General features: G+C 53.0%; 16 protein-coding genes. 2 read left to right on the top strand and 14 right to left on the bottom strand.

Translation table 11 applies throughout. From position 1 onward, the window contains the following. Positions 1 to 24 precede the first annotated feature (24 nt). Positions 25 to 585: a cupin domain-containing protein gene (locus tag HP435_RS22345; RefSeq protein WP_122964672.1), complete on the top strand. Its 561-nt coding sequence runs from the start codon at positions 25 to 27 to the stop codon at positions 583 to 585. 91 nt (positions 586 to 676) lie between these two features. Here HP435_RS22345 and HP435_RS22350 read toward each other — a convergent pair whose 3' ends face one another. The 9 genes from HP435_RS22350 to HP435_RS22390 form a co-directional block, all read right to left on the bottom strand. Next, positions 677 to 2,308 carry an amidohydrolase gene (locus tag HP435_RS22350; protein ID WP_122964671.1) on the bottom strand — a complete coding sequence of 544 codons (1,632 nt, stop codon included), beginning with the start codon at positions 2,306 to 2,308 and terminating at the stop codon, positions 677 to 679. Between the two features lie 120 nt (positions 2,309 to 2,428). Next, positions 2,429 to 3,775, bottom strand: a complete 1,347-nt coding sequence (locus tag HP435_RS22355) for an APC family permease (RefSeq protein WP_173597582.1) — start codon at positions 3,773 to 3,775, stop codon at positions 2,429 to 2,431. A gap of 550 nt (positions 3,776 to 4,325) precedes the next feature. Further along, on the bottom strand, positions 4,326 to 4,832 hold the full coding sequence (locus tag HP435_RS22360; RefSeq protein WP_173597580.1) for a hypothetical protein: 507 nt from the start codon (positions 4,830 to 4,832) through the stop codon (positions 4,326 to 4,328). Positions 4,833 to 4,847: 15 nt separating this feature from the next. After that, on the bottom strand, positions 4,848 to 5,252 hold the full coding sequence (locus tag HP435_RS22365) for a hypothetical protein (protein WP_122964667.1): 405 nt from the start codon (positions 5,250 to 5,252) through the stop codon (positions 4,848 to 4,850). 359 nt (positions 5,253 to 5,611) lie between these two features. Continuing rightward, a complete protein-coding gene (locus HP435_RS22370; protein ID WP_173599224.1) occupies positions 5,612 to 7,768 on the bottom strand; it encodes a CocE/NonD family hydrolase in 2,157 nt (718 codons plus the stop codon). A 31-nt stretch (positions 7,769 to 7,799) separates the two neighbouring features. Beyond that, positions 7,800 to 8,843: a dipeptidase gene (locus tag HP435_RS22375; RefSeq protein ID WP_173597578.1), complete on the bottom strand. Its 1,044-nt coding sequence runs from the start codon at positions 8,841 to 8,843 to the stop codon at positions 7,800 to 7,802. A 6-nt stretch (positions 8,844 to 8,849) separates the two neighbouring features. Beyond that, entirely contained in the window at positions 8,850 to 9,503 is a 654-nt protein-coding gene (locus HP435_RS22380; RefSeq protein WP_122964664.1) for a helix-turn-helix transcriptional regulator, read from the bottom strand. 37 nt (positions 9,504 to 9,540) lie between these two features. Beyond that, complete coding sequence (locus HP435_RS22385) at positions 9,541 to 10,002, bottom strand: RidA family protein (RefSeq protein WP_122964663.1); 462 nt, start codon at positions 10,000 to 10,002, stop codon at positions 9,541 to 9,543. 190 nt (positions 10,003 to 10,192) lie between these two features. Next, positions 10,193 to 10,951, bottom strand: a complete 759-nt coding sequence (locus tag HP435_RS22390) for a TrmB family transcriptional regulator (RefSeq protein ID WP_122964662.1) — start codon at positions 10,949 to 10,951, stop codon at positions 10,193 to 10,195. A 261-nt stretch (positions 10,952 to 11,212) separates the two neighbouring features. On the opposite strand from HP435_RS22390, the gene HP435_RS22395 reads away from it, so the two are divergent. Next, positions 11,213 to 12,397, top strand: coding sequence for a NupC/NupG family nucleoside CNT transporter (locus HP435_RS22395; protein WP_173599225.1), 1,185 nt, complete (start codon positions 11,213 to 11,215; stop codon positions 12,395 to 12,397). Positions 12,398 to 12,639: 242 nt separating this feature from the next. Here HP435_RS22395 and HP435_RS22400 read toward each other — a convergent pair whose 3' ends face one another. The 5 genes from HP435_RS22400 to HP435_RS22420 form a co-directional block, all read right to left on the bottom strand. Next, entirely contained in the window at positions 12,640 to 14,070 is a 1,431-nt protein-coding gene (locus HP435_RS22400; RefSeq protein WP_229049739.1) for a serine hydrolase, read from the bottom strand. Between the two features lie 3 nt (positions 14,071 to 14,073). Then, a complete protein-coding gene (locus HP435_RS22405) occupies positions 14,074 to 14,967 on the bottom strand; it encodes a serine hydrolase (RefSeq protein ID WP_173597577.1) in 894 nt (297 codons plus the stop codon). A gap of 71 nt (positions 14,968 to 15,038) precedes the next feature. Beyond that, positions 15,039 to 16,673 (bottom strand): peptide ABC transporter substrate-binding protein, encoded by a 1,635-nt coding sequence (locus HP435_RS22410; RefSeq protein WP_122964659.1) that lies wholly within the window; start codon positions 16,671 to 16,673, stop codon positions 15,039 to 15,041. A gap of 274 nt (positions 16,674 to 16,947) precedes the next feature. Further along, on the bottom strand, positions 16,948 to 17,229 hold the full coding sequence (locus HP435_RS22415; protein ID WP_063229985.1) for a DUF2325 domain-containing protein: 282 nt from the start codon (positions 17,227 to 17,229) through the stop codon (positions 16,948 to 16,950). 55 nt (positions 17,230 to 17,284) lie between these two features. Continuing rightward, positions 17,285 to 17,500, bottom strand: coding sequence for a YezD family protein (locus tag HP435_RS22420; RefSeq protein WP_063229984.1), 216 nt, complete (start codon positions 17,498 to 17,500; stop codon positions 17,285 to 17,287). Positions 17,501 to 17,545: the final 45 nt, after the last annotated feature.

A 17,545-nucleotide genomic window follows, 5' to 3' on the forward strand; every position in this document is an offset into this window, starting at 1 on the left:
GCAACTGGAGAGAGGAGCAATTCAATGTATCCGTCGCACTATGGTTATCCATGGCATCCCCCTGTCACGCCTGTGAACTGGGACTGGGACCAAACGTCTTGGGGACACCACTGGTATCCAGCCTATTATCCTTGGTACAGCAACTGGGAGAGCAGTTGGAATCGGGTCGAGCTGAAAGATTACGGCCCCCACCCGCTGGCGATCAATATCGATGAAGCGACAAAGCAAAACAACTATTACCGCACCGCCTTGTGGACGGGGAAGCATTTGCAAGTCACCTTGATGAGCATTCCGGTAGGTGGAGACATCGGTTTGGAAATACATCCGGACACCGATCAGTTCTTCCGCATTGAGGACGGACACGGGCTTGTGCAAATGGGAGCGAGAAAAGACCGGCTGGACTACCAGGCAAGACTCAATGACGATTACGCCGTGATGGTTCCCGCAGGCACGTGGCACAACATCATCAACACCGGAAACGAGCCGCTGAAGCTGTACTCGATCTACGCGCCGCCCCACCATCCGCACGGAACGGTCCACCGAACAAAGGCGGCTGCCATGGCAGAAGAACGGCATCACTCCTGATGAGCCATTTGACTTCAAGCAAAAAAAGCAAAAATCCCGACTGACCCTGCGTGCAGGAGTCGGGATTTTTTCATGGCAAATGCTCAATTGCTCAGCTTTCGACGAGTGCTTGCGTATGCTCAAAAACCACTTTTCCATCCACGATTGTCAGCACTGCTTTCGTATCCGGGATTTCCTCGACTGGCACCGCGAAAAGATTGCGCGCAAGCACGACGATGTCTGCCAGCTTGCCCGCCTCCAGCGTGCCCAGCTCCTGTTCCCGGAACGAGCCGTAAGCAGACCCGGCTGTGTACGCCCGCAGTGCCTCGGCCAGCGTAATTCGCTCGTGCGGATGCCAGACATCTGCGCCGCCGCTGTCGATCCTGGTGACAGCCCGGTACACCTGGAGCAACGGATTCAGCAGATCGATCGGGAAGTCTGTCCCGAACGCCAGCCTCGCCCCGGCCTTTTGCAGCGTGTTGATCGAGAAGACATGCTTCTCCCGCTCCGCCCCGATCCGGTCGGTATAGACGCCGCGTTCGGACATGGCAAAATGGTCGGGCTGCATCGAAGCGGTGACATCCAGCTCCCGGAACCGGGGAATATCATCCGGGTGGATGACCTCCACATGCTCGATCGAGTGGCGGGCATCGCGCTTGCCGTTTGCTTTTTGCGCTGCTTCGTAGGCGTCAAAGGCAAGCCGGATCGCTCCGTCTCCGATGGCGTGGAAGCGGATCGCGAAGCCCTCCTTGTCGGCATCCACCACCCATTGTTTGATCGTCTCCGGCGGGAATGACGTCTCGCCCCGCGTGTCGGGCTGATCGGCATACGGCTCAAGCAAATACGCTGTGCGCGCTGTAATGACGCCATCGATAAACTGTTTCAGCCCCGATACCCGCAGCATGTCTGACTGGTACGTCTCGCGAAGCTGTTTGACTCGCTCCAGGTCGCCATCCAGGGCAGGCCAGAGATGAATCCGCATCGTCAGCTCATCTGCCGCCTCAAACTCGCGGAATACGTCATAGTCCGTCAAGATCGCCATCGATTCCGTCGCAAACAGGTCGTGAACCGCCGTGACGCCCAAGCTCGCCGCATACGCGAGGAAGTTGCGGAACAGTTCGCGCCTTTTTTCGCGGGAAAAGTGATACGCGTGCTGGACGACGGCTCCCATCGCCTTTTCATACAAAAGGCCGTTCGGCTCCCCCTCCTCGTCTTTGCCGATGATCCCGAAAGCAGGGTCTTCCGTATCCCTGTCGATTCCGGCCAGTTCCAGCGCTTTGGAGTTGACCCAGGCGTAATGCCCTTCCGCGTGAAACATGAGCGCTGGCCGATCCGGCACAGCCTGATCCAGCGCGTAGCGATTCGGCAATTGCTGCGTGTCCCAATAAGCCGCATCCCAGACGTTGCCAATGACCCACGGCTCATCCGGTTTTGCCTGGGCAAACTCGCGGATCATCTCCAGCGCCTCTCTTTGCGATCGGGCGGAAAACAAGTTGACGCATTCCATCGCCACGGCCCCGTGCATGATGTGCAGGTGAAAATCGTGGAATCCCGGCATGATCAGCTGGTCGACAAACGAATACACTTTCGTCTCTTCCCCGGCATAAGCGCTGATCTCTTCTTTTGTGCCGACCGCGATGATTTTGTTGTTGGCAATCGCAATCGCCGCTGGCTCCGGCTTCTCGGAAAGCCCGGTAAAAACGGCGTTGCTTGATACGATCAAATCCGCTATTTGTTTTCCCATTGTTTGTCTCATCCTCTCATTTTTCGCTGGAAACGAGTTGCCTTGCCTTCAGCAATGACCGCTGTTTAGCCCATCTCGCATCACCCTTTCCTCCCTGCTGGAATGCTCGATTTCGCCCCATTAGTGCACTTCGTCTACCGTCAGCATCGGCGGCGGCTGTCTGAACATTTTCGTCAGTCCAACGAGATAAATAAAGCCAAGCAGGAGCCAACTGCCGCCCAACAACAGGGAATGCTTGTCGAGCTTGATGAAAAACAGGCCGATGAGCGCAGCGCCGATCAAAGGTAGAATCAGGTACAAAATCGTCCCTTTGAACGACCGCTGTTTCTCGCGGATGTAATAATGGGCAACGACCGCCAGATTGACGAAGAAAAAGGCAAACAGCGCTCCAAAATTAATAAACGACACAGCGGTCAGCAAATCGAGAAACAGCGCACTCAACGCGACTAGACCAATGATGGCAATATTGAAGACAGGGGTCCGATACTTGGGCGACAAATAGCCAAACACTTTTTTCGGCAGCACATTTTCCCTGCCCATCGCGTATAAAATGCGCGAGGCGCTCGTCCCGGACGCTACCGCCGACGCGAATCCGGCTGTCAAACCGACTGCGATCACGATGCCGGTGAACACTGTCCCGCCAATGTCCATCGCGATTTCCAGATAGGCGGAGTCGGGGTTTTGAAAAGACTGAAACTGCGGATAAATGAGTTGGGAAAAATAAGACCCGGCAATAAACAACAGTCCGCCGATCAGCGTGATCAAATAAATCGCTTTCGGCAAGCTTTTCGTCGCGTCTTTCGTCTCCTCCGACAGCGTCGTCACCGCATCGAAGCCAAGGAAGCTGAAACAGAGCAGCGGAACGACGGACAACAGCGTCGGGATGCTGATTTGGGCATCGTAAAAAGGCACGGTCGAAAACAGCGTCCCTTCTCCTTTGCCAGTCTGCAAGCCGTAGATCGCCAAAATGAAAAAGAGCAGAAAAACAAGCAGTTGCAGCAGAAGCATGTACGTGTTGAATTGCGCTGCCAGCTTGATGCCGAGAATGTTGACCGCCGTAATGATGGCGATAAAGGACACAATCCAGACGAACATCGGAATCGAAGGGAAAAAGGCCGACAGCGAGATGCCGATGAGCAAGGAACTGATCATCGGACTGAACATGTAGTCGATAATGATCGTCCAGCCGACAATAAAACCGACGTGCGGACTAAGTGTCTTCTGGGTAAACGTGTAGGCCGCCCCCGCATTTGGGAACGCTTTGACCAGCTGCGCGTAGCTGTACGCGGTAAACAGCATGACAATCATGGCGATGGCGTAAGCCGTGGGCATCATTCCGTTCGTACTATGTACGGCGACACCATACGTCGAGAAAAACGTTTGCGGAGCCATAAAAGCAAGCCCGAAAAAGACGATGTGCCTAAGAGTTAGCGAGCGCTTCAGCGTTGGTGCAGACGGATGCTCCATTGATCAATCCCCCAGTTCTTTTGTTTAGCTACTCTCTTATTCAAGAAGTTGTCCTCTGCATATTTTGTACCAAGTCAGATAATTTAGCAAATTCCGTTTATTTTACTGCCAGGTCTAATTCTGCTGCCGCCGAAATGTATGCAATGGTGCATCGGCTATCCATTTTTGCATACTTACTGACGAACGGTCGTAAGCATTTTCCGCGCTGTTTGGGGAGAAAAGTGGTGACATTTGCTTTTCCGGAAAAATATCGCGTCGTTTTTCGGACACAAAAAAGACTGCCAAGCCAATTGGCAGCCGCTGTCTTCTGTAACTTACTTGTGCACGCTTTGCATGAAACTATTGTCACTCGTTTTGTTTGTGCAGCTTTTGCTTGAAAAGCCATCCGGGCCTTTATTGATAGATCCGCTGAACCCTAAGGTGTATTTTTATGATGAAAAAGAGGCACACATTCAGAAATTATTCTCACGAGTGAAAGGTAGGGGCGCACTTCATTTTCCAGAGAGGATGTTTTCTTAGATAACACGACACAGTCGATACGAGAAACGAATCACTTTGCTCTTTTCGTGACAATCCATTCTTGATTGTCCTCGTCCAATTTAAATTCAGCAAGAATTAGCTTTCCTTCTCCTTCTTCTTGCAAATATGCCATTTTTCCAAGTGTAAGATCCTCGTTAAGCAAGAGTACGGGTATTGTATCTCCTACTTGAATAATGGGATCCAAGATTTTTTCCTGAACATCAATAAATGACGTCGCTACTTTTTCAGAGTATTTTTCTTCTAACTGCTCTTCAATCAAATTGCTGTGCAGATACGAGACATAGGTCCACTCGTTCCCCTGAGCATCTTTTACTGTATCCAGTACGGGAAGCTCAGAAGCACTTCCTCCCTTGAACGTATTATTGTTCAATTGTACGCCCAGCTTCTCTAACGTCATGCTTTGATACTTTTGCGATGAATCAGTCAACTGCTGAACTTCTTTGTCAGCTAACACACTCTGGCCAACAACAGCCATGACAGCGAGCCCAACGCATACAGGTATTAATTTCTTCAACATATGATTACCCCACCTTTATTTTTTCCAAACCTTGCCAGTCGTCTTGGATATATAGGAATTATCCAGCGTGTATGCCTTGTGAACTGTTTTCACTTCAGCTTCCTTTGTACCTGGCCCTGTATAGTACGATGTTTGTGCCCATGCACCTTCGCCGGAGGAATCTTTTTTAGTCTTATCGGTAATAAATGTTCCGTTTTTGTAAAATTTGGAAGTTGTGCTTACGCCTTTTAAATCTGGCCCCTCGCCTTTTGTGTAACCGCTTAGAAACACATTTCCCGGTTCGGCTTTCTGGTCAACCGCGTATGAGTAGTAATCCTCAAACCCCCAAACATAGTCTGGTCTAGCAAAAGTAGTTCCGCCACCAACAACCAATCCGCTTGCAATTGTGAACAAAAAAACAAATCCACTTATTTTCCTCACAACAAAATCACCTCCGTAATAAGCAATATCATTACACAAATGCGCTAGATTGTCAAATATTGGTAATTCATTTACTTTTCTATCTCAAGCGAAATCACCCCACATATATAGGCGGGAAAATAGCTTCATCTATTGATCTGCACACCAAAGCTGTGTACATAACCGTTTATATCCTTGATTAGCCACAAGTTTTCCGAATCCCCAGTCGAACCGAGCGTTTTGTTGAGCGCAAGCGGTCACATCCCATTTCATGGAAAACGTCGAGCCGTTGTTCACAAAAAAAGACTGCCAAACGAATTTGGCAGCCGCTGTCTTCTGGATGTGCTTGTGCTAGTTTTGCTTGAATCCCACGCGAGCCTTTATTGATTCACAGGCAGCAAAGGCAGACGAATGTGGCTCGGATGCTGTTCATCATGGTAAATGTGCTGCGTGGCAACCACCGTCTCGGTTTCCGTCGCCAGGTTCCCTCCCGTGTTTGGATTCGGGAACGAGAAGTTTTCCGCACCGGACGTGACCGCGACCCGGATTCTGTGGCCCTTTTGAAAAACGTTGGCGATTTTGCCCATGCGGATTTCGTAGCGTTCGATCTGTCCCGGTTCCAGCAGTTGCGGCTCGGAAAACGAATGGCGGTAGCGGGCGCAAATGATTCCATCCGACAGGCGAATCGAGTTGCCCGCTTCGTCCACGTCGCTCAGTCGCACGAGCCAATCCGTATCGCGGGCCGAGCTGGCTGCGTACAGGACGGCAGAGATTTCCCCGGCAATGACGACCGCTTCCTGCAAAGGCTCCGATGTGTAGACAAGCACGTCTTGGCGCTTCTCTACCTCGGCGTAGTTTTCCGGCACGCAGTTTTCGTTCTCGGACAAATCAAGCAAGTACGGCGCGGCATCTAGCGGATCGAACAAGTACGTATCCGCTGGTTGCTCGCCGGGAGTCGCAAGCGTCAGGGCACCATCTCCCGCACTCGTATTCGCCTGTCCATGGCTGCTCAAATAAAACGCCGTTTGCTGCGCCTCTGCTGGCGGCCACGCCGAGGACGTCTTCCATTCGTTTTCGCCGACCATGTAATACTGGACGCGCGGCTCGTGTTCCACGCCGTTTTCGATGCCTTTCAAATAGCGGTCAAACCAGCGCAGCTGCGTCACGTCCAGATCGTAGCGAATCGCGTTGTTTCCAAATGGCACGTGGTGAATCTCGCGCGTCGTATTGGCTTTGTGGTACCACGGGCCGAGAATCATCCGGGTGTGCTCTGGCATGTTCTGGGACACGACCTCCCACGCCTCGCTTGTGCCCATTCCGTTGTCGTCGTACCAGCCGGATACGAGAAACGCAGGCACTTTTACTTGATCGGCAAACTGCTTCCAGTCGGAACGCGCCCAAAAATCGTCGCCATCGGGATGCTCCATCCATTTTGTCCAGAACGGGATTTCTTTCCCGAGCACTTTTTGCGGAATTTCCTTGATCGGGCGGACTTTCAGCACTTCGCTCCAGTCATCCCGGCTGAGGGCAGCGACATTTCGGCGCTTTTCGGCCATCATGAAAATCCACGATAGCCCCGTGAGAATCGTCCCGCCTTTTCGCGGAATGTCGATGTACGGCGTGCCGACGGTTACGTAGCTGAAAATCGCCTTCAAGTGCGGGTTGCCGCTCGCTGCTGCCGCCCATTGCACATAGCCTACGTACGAACCTCCGAGCATGCCGACTGCCCCGTCCGACCATGGCTGCTCCGCGATCCAGTTGAGCGTGTCGTCTCCGTCTTCGCGCTCATGCACCAGCGGAATCCATTCGCCCTCGGAGTCTTCCCGCCCTCGCGTGTCCTGTACGACCAATGCGTAGCCGCGCGCGACGAATGGCAGACGGCGAAAAATCGCGTCCATCCGGCCGTATGGCGTCCGCAGCAAAATGGTCGGCACCCGTTCGCCCGGCTGCAATCCAGCTGGAATCCACACTTCTGTCGCCAGCTTGATGCCATCGCGCATGGCTACGTCGTGCCTGCCCAGATGCTTGACGCCGTAGCGCGCGGCAGAAAGCTGCGCATCTTGCCACAGCACAAGCGGCGTCATGCTTTCCCAGCCTTCCTGCACGAGTACCACACTGTCTCCCCTGCCCGTCAAGACGAATGCGATGACCTCGTTGTCGCACACGATCAGGTCGATCGGCATCGCTCCGCCGCGCAGCGCCCACACCCACGCCTGCTTGTGCTCCTGCCCGCCAGAGAGCGTCCCTTCGACTCGCTCATGCCGCTGGTAGCAGCCGCCACCAGGCGGATGCATCTCCTCGACAGCCGACCAGTCGAGTGCATTCCACTCGCCAAGCCTGCGGCTCAGCTCGTACACAGGCAGCTCGTAGACCGCTTTGTCTTCGGCGAGCAGTTCGAAGCTTCTCTCTGACTTTTCTTCCGACTCCCAATCTGTAGGCCGATGCCACACTTGCTCTTTTCCCAAAAGCAAATCGGCGATGTGAACGCCTGATTGATAATAGCCAAAAACTTGTCCAGACGGCTGCTTGTTCTCCATCGTAGCTCTCCTCTTTTCTACAAAACGGAATTTATCTCCACGCTTCCTGATAGACGCGCAAATAGTTTTTGCCGAGAATGTCCTCAATCTCTTCGTCCTTGTAGCCCCTGATCATCAGCTCGCGCGTAATCAGCGGAATCGACGCGTGGCCTTTTACGACATCAAAAGGCATCTCTGTCGTTTTCGCGATGCGGTCGAGCGGAATGTACTTGGTCAAATCGTCGCACAGGTCAAGTCCGATGCCGATATGCTTGCTGCCGACGAGCTTCTTCATATGGTCGACGTGGTCGATCAGCCGCTCAAGCGTCGCTTCGGCTCCGCTGTTTGCCGTAAACATGCTGAACGCATTCAAGCCGATCAACCCGCCCTTTTCGGCAATCGCCGTGATCTGTTCGTCCGTCAGGTTGCGCATGGTCGGCACCAGGCTGCGGCAGTTGGAATGAGAAGCAATGATCGGCTTGCGGGCCACTTCGATCACGTCCCAAAATCCTTCGTCGTTCAAATGGCTGACGTCGATGAGGACGCCCAAGCGCTCCGCCTCTTCAATCAGGGCAACGCCAAAGTCGGTCAGACCGCCTTTTCTCCCTTCACGCACAGGGGCAAAAAAGCTGCCATCTGCGGCAAAATTTCGCCGACTCCAGGTAAGCCCCATCATCCGTACGCCCAGCTCGTAAAAAATGCGCAGCATGCTCAGATCGTTGTACAGCGGCTCGGCGCCCTCCAGGGAGAGAACAAACGAAACTTTTCCTTCCTGCCTTGCCGCGAGCAAGTCTTGTCCGTTTTTGGCGATGACCAAATAGTCCGGAGATTCCGCCACTTCCGCGTGCAAGGCACTCACCTGATTGAGCGCTTTGCGCAACGCCATTTCCGGCACAAACGCATCTTCCACAAAGACGGCCGCCACGACGGAATGCACCCCGCCTGCCTGAAACCGCGGCAAGTATTCTGTCTCGATCAGCTTCGTCCGGCCGTAGCCGCGCTGAATTTCTACATCCATCAGCAAGTCAAAATGTCCGTCCAGCACATGGACGCCATCGTGAAAGCTGCGTGCCTGCTGCAAAGTCGCATCTGCCATTCCCGCTCATCTCCCGTCTTTTTTGTCCAAATAGTTGTAGATCGTGTACTTGGTGACATCCAGCAAATCCGCCACGTGCTGCACGGCTCCCTTGATCAAAAACAGCCCTACTTCGTCGAGCAAATGGATGAATTGAATCTTCTCTTCCTTTTGCATCAGGGCAATCGGTTTTCCGGTCTTTTTCAGGCAATCGTCGATCATTTGCTCCATCAGACTGGTGACCGTCGGCGCGAACTTTTCCGCGGCCCGCCCTTCCTCGGCTTTGTCCGCGAACGCCATCATGTCGTTTAAGGCCGCCTGCGCGATGGCAATGTGCGTCAAGTCCATATTCAGGCACAGGCTGCCGATAATTTGCCCGGTTTCGTCCTTGATGTACAGCGAGCTGGACTTGATCTGCTTTCCCTTGATCGTGTCGTTGCGGTAGTTGAGATCGTAGTCCTCCTGGCTCGTCTTGGCTGTGCGCAAAGCTTGCAGCGCCAGATTGGTGACCGGGGAGCCGACCTCCCTCCCGCTGACATGACCGTTGTAGATCGCAATGATCGAAGAAGATATGTCTGTCAAATCGTGCAGCACGACTTCACAATGCTGCCCCAACGTCTTCGCCAAGCCTTCCGCGACAGGAATATAGCTGGCTAAAATCGGATGAATGTGTCTCGTCATGAACAGAGCCTCGTTTCTTTCTGCTGTGTTGCTTGTGTCAGCTGACTTCGACAATCAGCTCAATCTCTATCGGATTATTGAAAGGAAGCACAGAAGTTCCGGCAGCTGCCCGCGCATGCTGGCCTGCCTCGCCCAACACTTCGATGAAAAAATCGGACGCGCCATTAATCACTTGCGGCTGCTCGTAAAAATCCGGAGCGCTACTCACCAGCGCAAACAGCTTGACGATCCGCGTGATCCGGTCCAGATCGCCCAGCTCGGATTTGAGCAAGGCGAGCAAATTGAGCGCCGTAATTTTCGCGGCTTCATATCCTTGCTCGATCGTCACGTCTGTTCCCAGTCTGCCCAAATAAAGCGGCTTGCCGTCCACGTAGCACCCCGCTCCCGAGGTGTACACCAGATTGCCCGTCTGCACACACGAGACGTAATTCGCCATCCGCGGTGGCGGTGGCGGCAATGTGTAGCCCAATTCCTTCAACCGCTGTTCGATCCTCGACATGTCCTCACCCCTTGAATGAATGAAAAGTCAGCAAGACCTGTTGCTGCTTTAACCATACTATTCTGACCACTTTGATTTCAACAATTTTTTAGAAGTTGATTAATTTTTTAAAAGAAAGACACAAAAAACAGCCAGACACACTTTTTTCCAAGCGTGTCCGGCTCGCAAGTCGTCGTATCGTGAAAATCAGTCAATAGCGCAGCTGCATCAGGATGCTTCTGATCTCTTCGTCATTCATCATCAGGTCGTAGTGCTTCCTGCTGATTTTCGCCAGCGCGAGATCGTGGTAGAAAAATTCCGTAAACACTTTGACAAAAGGCTTCGCCATCGTCTTGATCGCTTGCCAGGACTGGTTTTCCTCACAGGCAAAAATCACTTCGCGCTCGTCGATGATCAACAGGCGAAACCGCTCCAATGTATGATGCTCGTCCGCCGGAATCAAGGTGTGCACCTTGGCAATGTTCGGCTTCAGCGATCCGACGACAAGCACTTCTACGTCCACGCCCTCTGCTTCCTTTTCCTCCAGGATCGGCAAATACTCGACGAGATCGTCTTTCCATGCCGAGATGCGGATCGAGCTTTTCGCTTCTTTGATGAGTTGCTTGCTCTGCACCCGAATCGAGCTGTCGACTTTCAGGCTCCAGACGAGATCCTCGGAGTAAGCTTTTTTCCTGGACTGAATTTTCAATTGCTTGATGTTGTCCTGAAATTCTGCTGTCAGCTTTTCAATCGCAAGCGCAAGAGGCAGTGCGCTGTACAGCTTTTTCTTTTCGGAAACCGAATCGAGCACCATGCCTTTTTCAATCATGCGCGACAGCACTTCGTATATTTTCGCCTTGGGCACGCCGGAAATTCGGACGATTTTCGTGGCGTCAAGCGGCTCCTCGCTCGAAACCAGCGCTTCAAAAACTTTGCTTTCATACTGCGAAAAACCAAATTTTTGTAACATGCTTCCTCCTGCCCGTATCATCTGGTTATTTATTTCCTATGATAAAGCATAGAAGCAAGCAAATCCAATGATCGTCCCTGAATTGACAGGCGCTTGGCTTCCATGTAATCTGTAACAGGCCATAAGTTACTCCATAGGTAGTAACTAAAATTCACAATCGTTGCACTTCTCTTGCAAAGCGTTTGGAACGCCGCTTGTGAAAGGGACATGCACCTCGGGCAGCATGAGAGACTAGGTAGTAATGGGAGGCAGAAAGTAGCAATGAATGTCGTTTTTTTGTTCACAGGATTTTTGTTCGTAGCAGGCTTGGGCTATGCGTTCAGCCACAATCGCAAAGCGATCCGGCTTCGGCCGATCATCGCCATGATGATCGCCCAGCTGGTGTTGGCCTTCCTCTTGCTGAATACCGGCGTCGGGATTGAGCTGATTTTGTTTATCTCCAAAGTGTTTGATACGCTGATGAAGCTCGGTATCAGCGGAGTCGACTTCGTCTTCGGGGGACTGGAAAACGCCGGAATGTCCACGTTCTTTCTCGATGTGCTGCTCCCGATCATTTTCATCTCGGTATTGATCGGGATTTTGAACCACTTTAAAATCTTGCCGCTGTTGATCCGCTTCACAGGATTTGTCCTCAGCAAGCTGAACGGCATGGGCCGACTGGAAAACTACATCGCTGTTTCCTCGGCTTTTCTCGGACAATCGGAAGTGTTTTTGACGACGAAAAAGCAGCTCGGCCTCGTGTCCAGCAAACGGCTCTATACGCTGTGCACCTCTGCCATGAGCGCGGTGAGCATCGCCATCGTCGGCGCCTACATGACCATGCTGGAACCGAAATACGTCGTCGTCGCCATCGTCGTCAACATTTTGTCGGCGCTGATCGTCGCCAATATTATCAACCCGTACACTTTGACGAAAGAGGAAGATTTGATCGAGCCTGTGGAGGAAGCCGAAAAACCTGCGTTCTTCCAGATGATCAGCGAAAGCATTGTCGACGGCCTGAAAATCGCGGTCATCGTCGGCGCGATGCTGATTGGCTTCATCGCCCTGATGAATCTGGTCAACGAGCTGTTCTTGCTCATCTTCCGGATTTCTTTCCAGGAAGTTCTCGGCTACATATTCGCTCCGGTTGCTTTTTTGATGGGCGTTCCCCAGGCGGAGATCGTTTCGGCGGGAAGCATCATGGCGACCAAAATCGTGACCAACGAGTTCGTCGCGATGCTGAACTTCAAGGAAATCGCCAGCAGCCTGTCGCCCAAAACGGTTGGCATCGTCTCGGTCTTTCTCGTCAGCTTCGCCAACTTCGGCTCTATCGGCATCATCACCGGATCGGTGCGGGCACTCAACGAAAAGCAGGGCGACCTCGTAGCCAAGTTCGGCTTGAAGCTTTTGCTCGGCTCGACGCTGGCATCTGTGTTGTCGGCAACGATCATTGGTGTTTTTCTGTAAGTAATCACTGTTTGGCTACGAAAAAACAGGCAGCCCCGAAGTGACCTCGAAAAGTTAGACACATCTAACAATCGGAGTTCCGTTCAGGCATATGCCTGTTTTTTGCTGTCAGCGGGTGAGACAAGCAGGCTGTACCGGAATGGCGGCGGATAGGCGGACAGACGCAGCTCCAAGCTCATCACCGTATCGGGTACATGCCAAAAAGACAGGCAGCCCGCTCGGCATGCCTATCTTTCGCTCGCCTATTTTTCTCCCTCTGCTTTGTCGGAAGCTTTCGTCAATTGACGCAAGGCGTAGCTCATTCTCACGACCTTGCCTTCCCGATCGCGGAAAAAGTCGATCCAGACGGTAGAATCCCGCCTTTTGAAAACGAAGCTGTCCTTATCAACCGGAGTGAGCGGATAAGCAAGACCGTCCACCAAAAGTTGCAGCTTCCCTTCCCGCTCCTCGATCACGGTGTTCAGCCATTCCGCAGATCGATAGCTCCCGATGTACTCGGACAGCTGCTCGCTCGCCAGTTCGTACGGGGCATACGTGTACAGCGGAGCCGCTGGCAGTCTTTGCGCAAGTGTATTCAAGAGCGCCACGACCAGTTCGCGGACAGATACGCCATCGAGGTTGGCCAGCACCACTCCAGTCAGTTCCATCGACGGAACGGAAAAAATGTGCGAGCTGATCCCTTTGAGCGAACCACCGTGCTCCAGCATCAAGCCTTCGGGAAAAGCCGGAGATACCATCAAACCGTAGCCGTAAGAGCGATGCCCATCACAGCGGGCGTGTGGCGCGAGCATTTGCCGGATACTGTCCGAAGACAAAATGTTCGCACGATTGTTCTCGGCATCCGGGCGAAAAATTTGCAGGTAACGCAGCAAATCGTTTACGGTCGATTTGAGAAAGCCTGCGGCGCGCATGGCGGGAGCGTCATGCCAGTACGGGGCGGCGATCACCTCGTTGTTTCCGTCGACTTTTTTGTTCGTGTACAAAACGGTCACGTCGTCCTTGTCCGCAAGCTCCTCCACGGCAAAAACCGTCCGCTGCATGCCAAGCGGCTGCAAAATGTGCTGCTTCACATACTGCTCGTAAGTCTGGCCGCTCGTCCGCTCGATGATCGCCCCAAGCAAGCCGTAGGCGTCGTTGTTGTAGCTGAACGCTTCTCCCGGTTCGCTGAGCGGCTTTCCTTCAAACCCGGCGATCGCTTGCAATACTTCTTCATACGTATCCAGATAGGGCACGGTCTTCAGCTCTTCTTCCGCTTCTGTCCCGATGATCGCAGGGTCTTGTTCCATGCTGCGCTTCATCGCTCCGTCCAAATAAGGCATCGGCGCCATCCCAGGCGTGTGCGTCATGAAATGGTGGATGGTAATTCGCTTGGTCAACTCGTCATCGCCCGTGCGAAACTCCGGCAAATAGCGGATGACCGGATCGTGGACGGACAGTTTGCCTGCCTCTTGCAACTGCATGATCGCCACACACGTAAACGACTTCGTAATCGAGGCGATGCCAAACACGGTATCGAGCGAAAGCGGCAGCTGTTCCTCCCTGTTGCGGTAGCCGAACGTCTTTTGGTACAACAGCTTTCCTCCGCGCGCGACCCCGATTGCCGCCCCTGGCGCCTGCGCTTCTTCAAGCAACAGCCTGGCGTACTCCTCAAACATTTTCATCTGTTCGTCCACTTTTCATCTGCCTCCCAGCGCCTGGTCGTAAATCGCCCGTGCGATGCGGGCAATCGCCAGCTCTGCCGCCGGCTTTTCCGTCACGGCCCGCGACAATACCGTAATCGCAATTGCTCCTTTATCCTCAGGCAAGTAAATGATTCCCGCGTCATTGACCACCGCATTGACTGTTCCGGTTTTGTGTGCGACCTTCGTTCCTTCCGGCAGCAAATACGGCAGGCGGCTGTTGAACTGTTGGCGGCGCAAAATGTCCAGCATGAGCTCACAGGAGGCAGGCGTCAAAATTTCTTTTCGTTCGATCATCGCAAGCAAGCGGTTGAGGTCGCGCGGCGTAGCCACGTTGTTGTCCCGCGTCGGCAGGGAGACATCGTGAACGATTTCATAATCGCCTGTCTCTTCCCGGCGCTCGTATTCGTCGTAGCCAGCCGCAGACGGAGCAGGCTCATTCATCCCGACACAGTGGTTGAGCAATTGCCAGCAAGTGTGCCGCAAATGAATCTGTTCCAGCCCCAGCTCATGCATATGGGCCTCTACCTTGTCGATGCCGCCGATCAGCTCGATGACCAAATCTGTCGCGTAGTTGTCGCTGACAATCGTCATCAAGGTCGCCAAGTCTTTTACGGTCAGGGCTGCGCCTGCGTCCAGCTCCTGCAAAATGCCCGAGCCTGGCACGCGGTTTTCTTTTTGCGAGGCGATCCGCTGGTCGAGCGCGACCCGTCCCGCTTCGACTTCGCGCATCAAGGTGACGAGAATCGGGATTTTGAATGCGCTCGCCAGCTGAAACAGCTCGTCATCCAGATGCCCGGCCTCCTCTTTCGTCTCCACGTGCAATGCCGCTACCCCAAACACTCCTGGCGCATCCTTGAGCGCTTCATCCAATGCCTGTTGCCAAGCCATAAGCATGCCTCCTCCTTTTTATGGAAACAGCCAACACACATGCATGCGGGTGTCGGCCATCTCTGTCTGTCCTATTGCTCTTTGTAGCCCCATTTGAAGTCGATGTAGCCTAGCGGGTCCACCGTGATGCCTTTGACCTTGTCATTTTGTACCCAGGAGTTGACGCTGCTGTACACGCCCGTGACTGGCATTTCTTCCATCAAAATGCTCTCCGCCTCGACCAAATATTGATTGCGCTTCGCTTCATCCGGCTCGGCGTACGCCTTTTTCACCAGCTCTACGTAGCGCTCGTTGTGCCAAAAGGTCGAGTTGTTGGAGCTGTACTTTTCCATCATCAGCTCCAAAAAGTTGACGGAGTCGTTGTAGTCGCCTGTCCAGCCTGTGCGGGAAATCATGTATTTGCCGTGCTCCTGATCGTCGAACATGACCTTCAACTCTTTGTTGAGCAGCTTGACGTCCACGCCGAGCACCTGCTTCCATTGGGCTTGCAGCGCTTCGGCAATCTTTTTGTTGAGGTCGGATGTGTTGTACAAATATGTGATCTCCGGCAGCTTGGCGAGGTTCAGTTCCCGCATGCCTTCTGCCAATAACTGTTTCGCCGTCTCCCCGTCATTATCCTTGAAGTAGCCGTCCGGTTTCAGCGAGGCGGAGAGCGGCACAAAGCCCATCAACGGCGTCTGTCCGGCCTGGCCGATGTTGTCGGCAATATCTTTTCGGTTGATCGCGTAGGCAAACGCCTTGCGAATCTTGGCGTTCGTGAACGGCGGCTTTTCAGTCTGGAACAGCAAGTAGTAGTTGGTGGCGCGTTCCATCGTTTGCAGCTTGCCTTCATCGCGCAACGGTCCGATGGCGTCCGCAGGCAATCCGCTGATCGGGCCGCCCGCCCAGTCCAGCTCCCCGCTGTTGAACAGCTCCAGCTCTGTATTCGTATCTTCAATCATGGAAAACTCGATTTCGTCCAGCTTCACGACATCCTTGTCCCAATACTGGTCGTTTTTCGCCAGCTCGATCTTGTTTTTATGCTCCCAGTTCGCCAGCTTGAACGGCCCGTTCGTGACGATGGTTTCCGGCTTTTTCGCCCAGTCGGGATTGGCCTCGACGACTTTTTGGTTGACCGGATAGTAAAAGGTGGCGAGCGTCAGAAAATACGGCGTCGGATTTTCCAGAGTGACTTGCAATGTCTTTTCGTCCAGCACCTTGATGCCTACGTCCTCCGCCTTTGCCTTTCCTTCGAAAAAAGCGCGGGCGTTTTTGATCGGATAGTATTTGTAAGCGGAGCCGCTCGCCGTCTTCGGGTTGAGCACGCGCAGCCAGGCGAAGGCAAAGTCGTTCGCTGTCACCGGATCGCCGTTGCTCCACTTGCTTGCGCGCAACGTGAATGTATACACTTTTTTGTCATCCGACAGCTTGATGTCCGAGGCGACGGAATTGACTGGCTTGCCATCCTTGTCCAGCCTGACGAGCGAGTCGTACAGCGAGCGGATAAAAGCGCCGGAGATCACGTCATTCGACATGCCGGAGTCCAACGTCTCCGGTTCTGAGGCGTTCATGTGCAAAATTTGGGTGGCGGCCGGCTGCGACGGCGTTGGCTGGGACTGTTGCGTGGAATCGGCAGCAGGCTGATTCGTGCTGGCACTGTTGCTGCAACCTGCGAACAATCCCGATAGCAAAACCAAGAGACTTGTAATGACGACTGGTCGTTTCATGCTTACCCCCATCTTTGTTCAATTCGCTTCTAACTTCTGTATAAATATTCTGCAAATTGTATGCCAGCTGTTTCTGCCAAGCTTGATCCGGCCTTTTTATTCACTGCTGCATACATGGGCCTTCGACTCATCCTGACAAAATGCTGCATAAAGCTGTCCAGCAGCAAAAAGATGGCTCACACGATCAGCCTGCCCATTTTTTCGCCTGATGAACACGCAAAAAAGAAGTATTCAACGTTGAATACTTCTATTCACTCACGAATATTCATTTTGCCTAGCCAATCGCTGGCTGATACATGGCGACGGCATCACACGATCTCCGGCAAAAAACGATCGGCACGTGCTTTTGCTTCGCCAGCTTTTTAATATTTTTGCTGAGACTGTGACTGACAAAGTTGATAAAGACGAGAACCAGCTCCGTATCGGCAGGAATCGTCGCCTTCACGTCCGACTTTTTTCGTCCAGATACGTGATATACATTCCGAAATCCTTTATCCTGCAACAAGCTCTCGATTTCTCCTACCCGATCTCCTCCAACTACAAGAACGCCTGCCATATGAAAGCTCCTCCTCTCTAATCTCCCATTCTCGTCTGTTTTGTCAGTCCGTCGCCTAGCCGTGCGTCCGATTCAACAACGGTCTGTTCTGAGTTGTCTGTCCTTCTTCTTTCTCTTTTTTGGCAGGGAGTCGGTATTTTTCTGTCCGCTCGATCTGAACCACCTGCGAATCGTGAACCACGATATGGATGGAACCAAATTCCAAACTGTCCAAGGCTCGCTCGATTTTCTCCCACAGTTGTTCATTCAGGGCATTCTCTTTTTTCGCCATTCGCTCACGCCTCCCTGGTTATGTTGTGAAAAACTAAATGTTTAT

This window comes from Brevibacillus sp. HD3.3A (genome assembly GCF_013284375.2).
Lineage (GTDB): Bacteria > Bacillota > Bacilli > Brevibacillales > Brevibacillaceae > Brevibacillus > Brevibacillus parabrevis.

Excerpts from the sequence above, each read along its gene's own strand:
- HP435_RS22345 (WP_122964672.1), top strand. The coding sequence starts at position 25 with ATGTATCCGTCGCACTATGGTTATCCATGGCATCCCCCTGTCACGCCT.
- HP435_RS22350 (WP_122964671.1), bottom strand. The coding sequence starts at position 2,308 with ATGGGAAAACAAATAGCGGATTTGATCGTATCAAGCAACGCCGTTTTT.
- HP435_RS22355 (WP_173597582.1), bottom strand. The coding sequence starts at position 3,775 with ATGGAGCATCCGTCTGCACCAACGCTGAAGCGCTCGCTAACTCTTAGG.
- HP435_RS22360 (WP_173597580.1), bottom strand. The coding sequence starts at position 4,832 with ATGTTGAAGAAATTAATACCTGTATGCGTTGGGCTCGCTGTCATGGCT.
- HP435_RS22370 (WP_173599224.1), bottom strand. The coding sequence starts at position 7,768 with ATGGAGAACAAGCAGCCGTCTGGACAAGTTTTTGGCTATTATCAATCA.
- HP435_RS22375 (WP_173597578.1), bottom strand. The coding sequence starts at position 8,843 with ATGGCAGATGCGACTTTGCAGCAGGCACGCAGCTTTCACGATGGCGTC.
- HP435_RS22380 (WP_122964664.1), bottom strand. The coding sequence starts at position 9,503 with ATGACGAGACACATTCATCCGATTTTAGCCAGCTATATTCCTGTCGCG.
- HP435_RS22385 (WP_122964663.1), bottom strand. The coding sequence starts at position 10,002 with ATGTCGAGGATCGAACAGCGGTTGAAGGAATTGGGCTACACATTGCCG.
- HP435_RS22390 (WP_122964662.1), bottom strand. The coding sequence starts at position 10,951 with ATGTTACAAAAATTTGGTTTTTCGCAGTATGAAAGCAAAGTTTTTGAA.
- HP435_RS22395 (WP_173599225.1), top strand. The coding sequence starts at position 11,213 with ATGAATGTCGTTTTTTTGTTCACAGGATTTTTGTTCGTAGCAGGCTTG.
- HP435_RS22405 (WP_173597577.1), bottom strand. The coding sequence starts at position 14,967 with ATGGCTTGGCAACAGGCATTGGATGAAGCGCTCAAGGATGCGCCAGGA.
- HP435_RS22410 (WP_122964659.1), bottom strand. The coding sequence starts at position 16,673 with ATGAAACGACCAGTCGTCATTACAAGTCTCTTGGTTTTGCTATCGGGA.
- HP435_RS22415 (WP_063229985.1), bottom strand. The coding sequence starts at position 17,229 with ATGGCAGGCGTTCTTGTAGTTGGAGGAGATCGGGTAGGAGAAATCGAG.
- HP435_RS22420 (WP_063229984.1), bottom strand. The coding sequence starts at position 17,500 with ATGGCGAAAAAAGAGAATGCCCTGAATGAACAACTGTGGGAGAAAATC.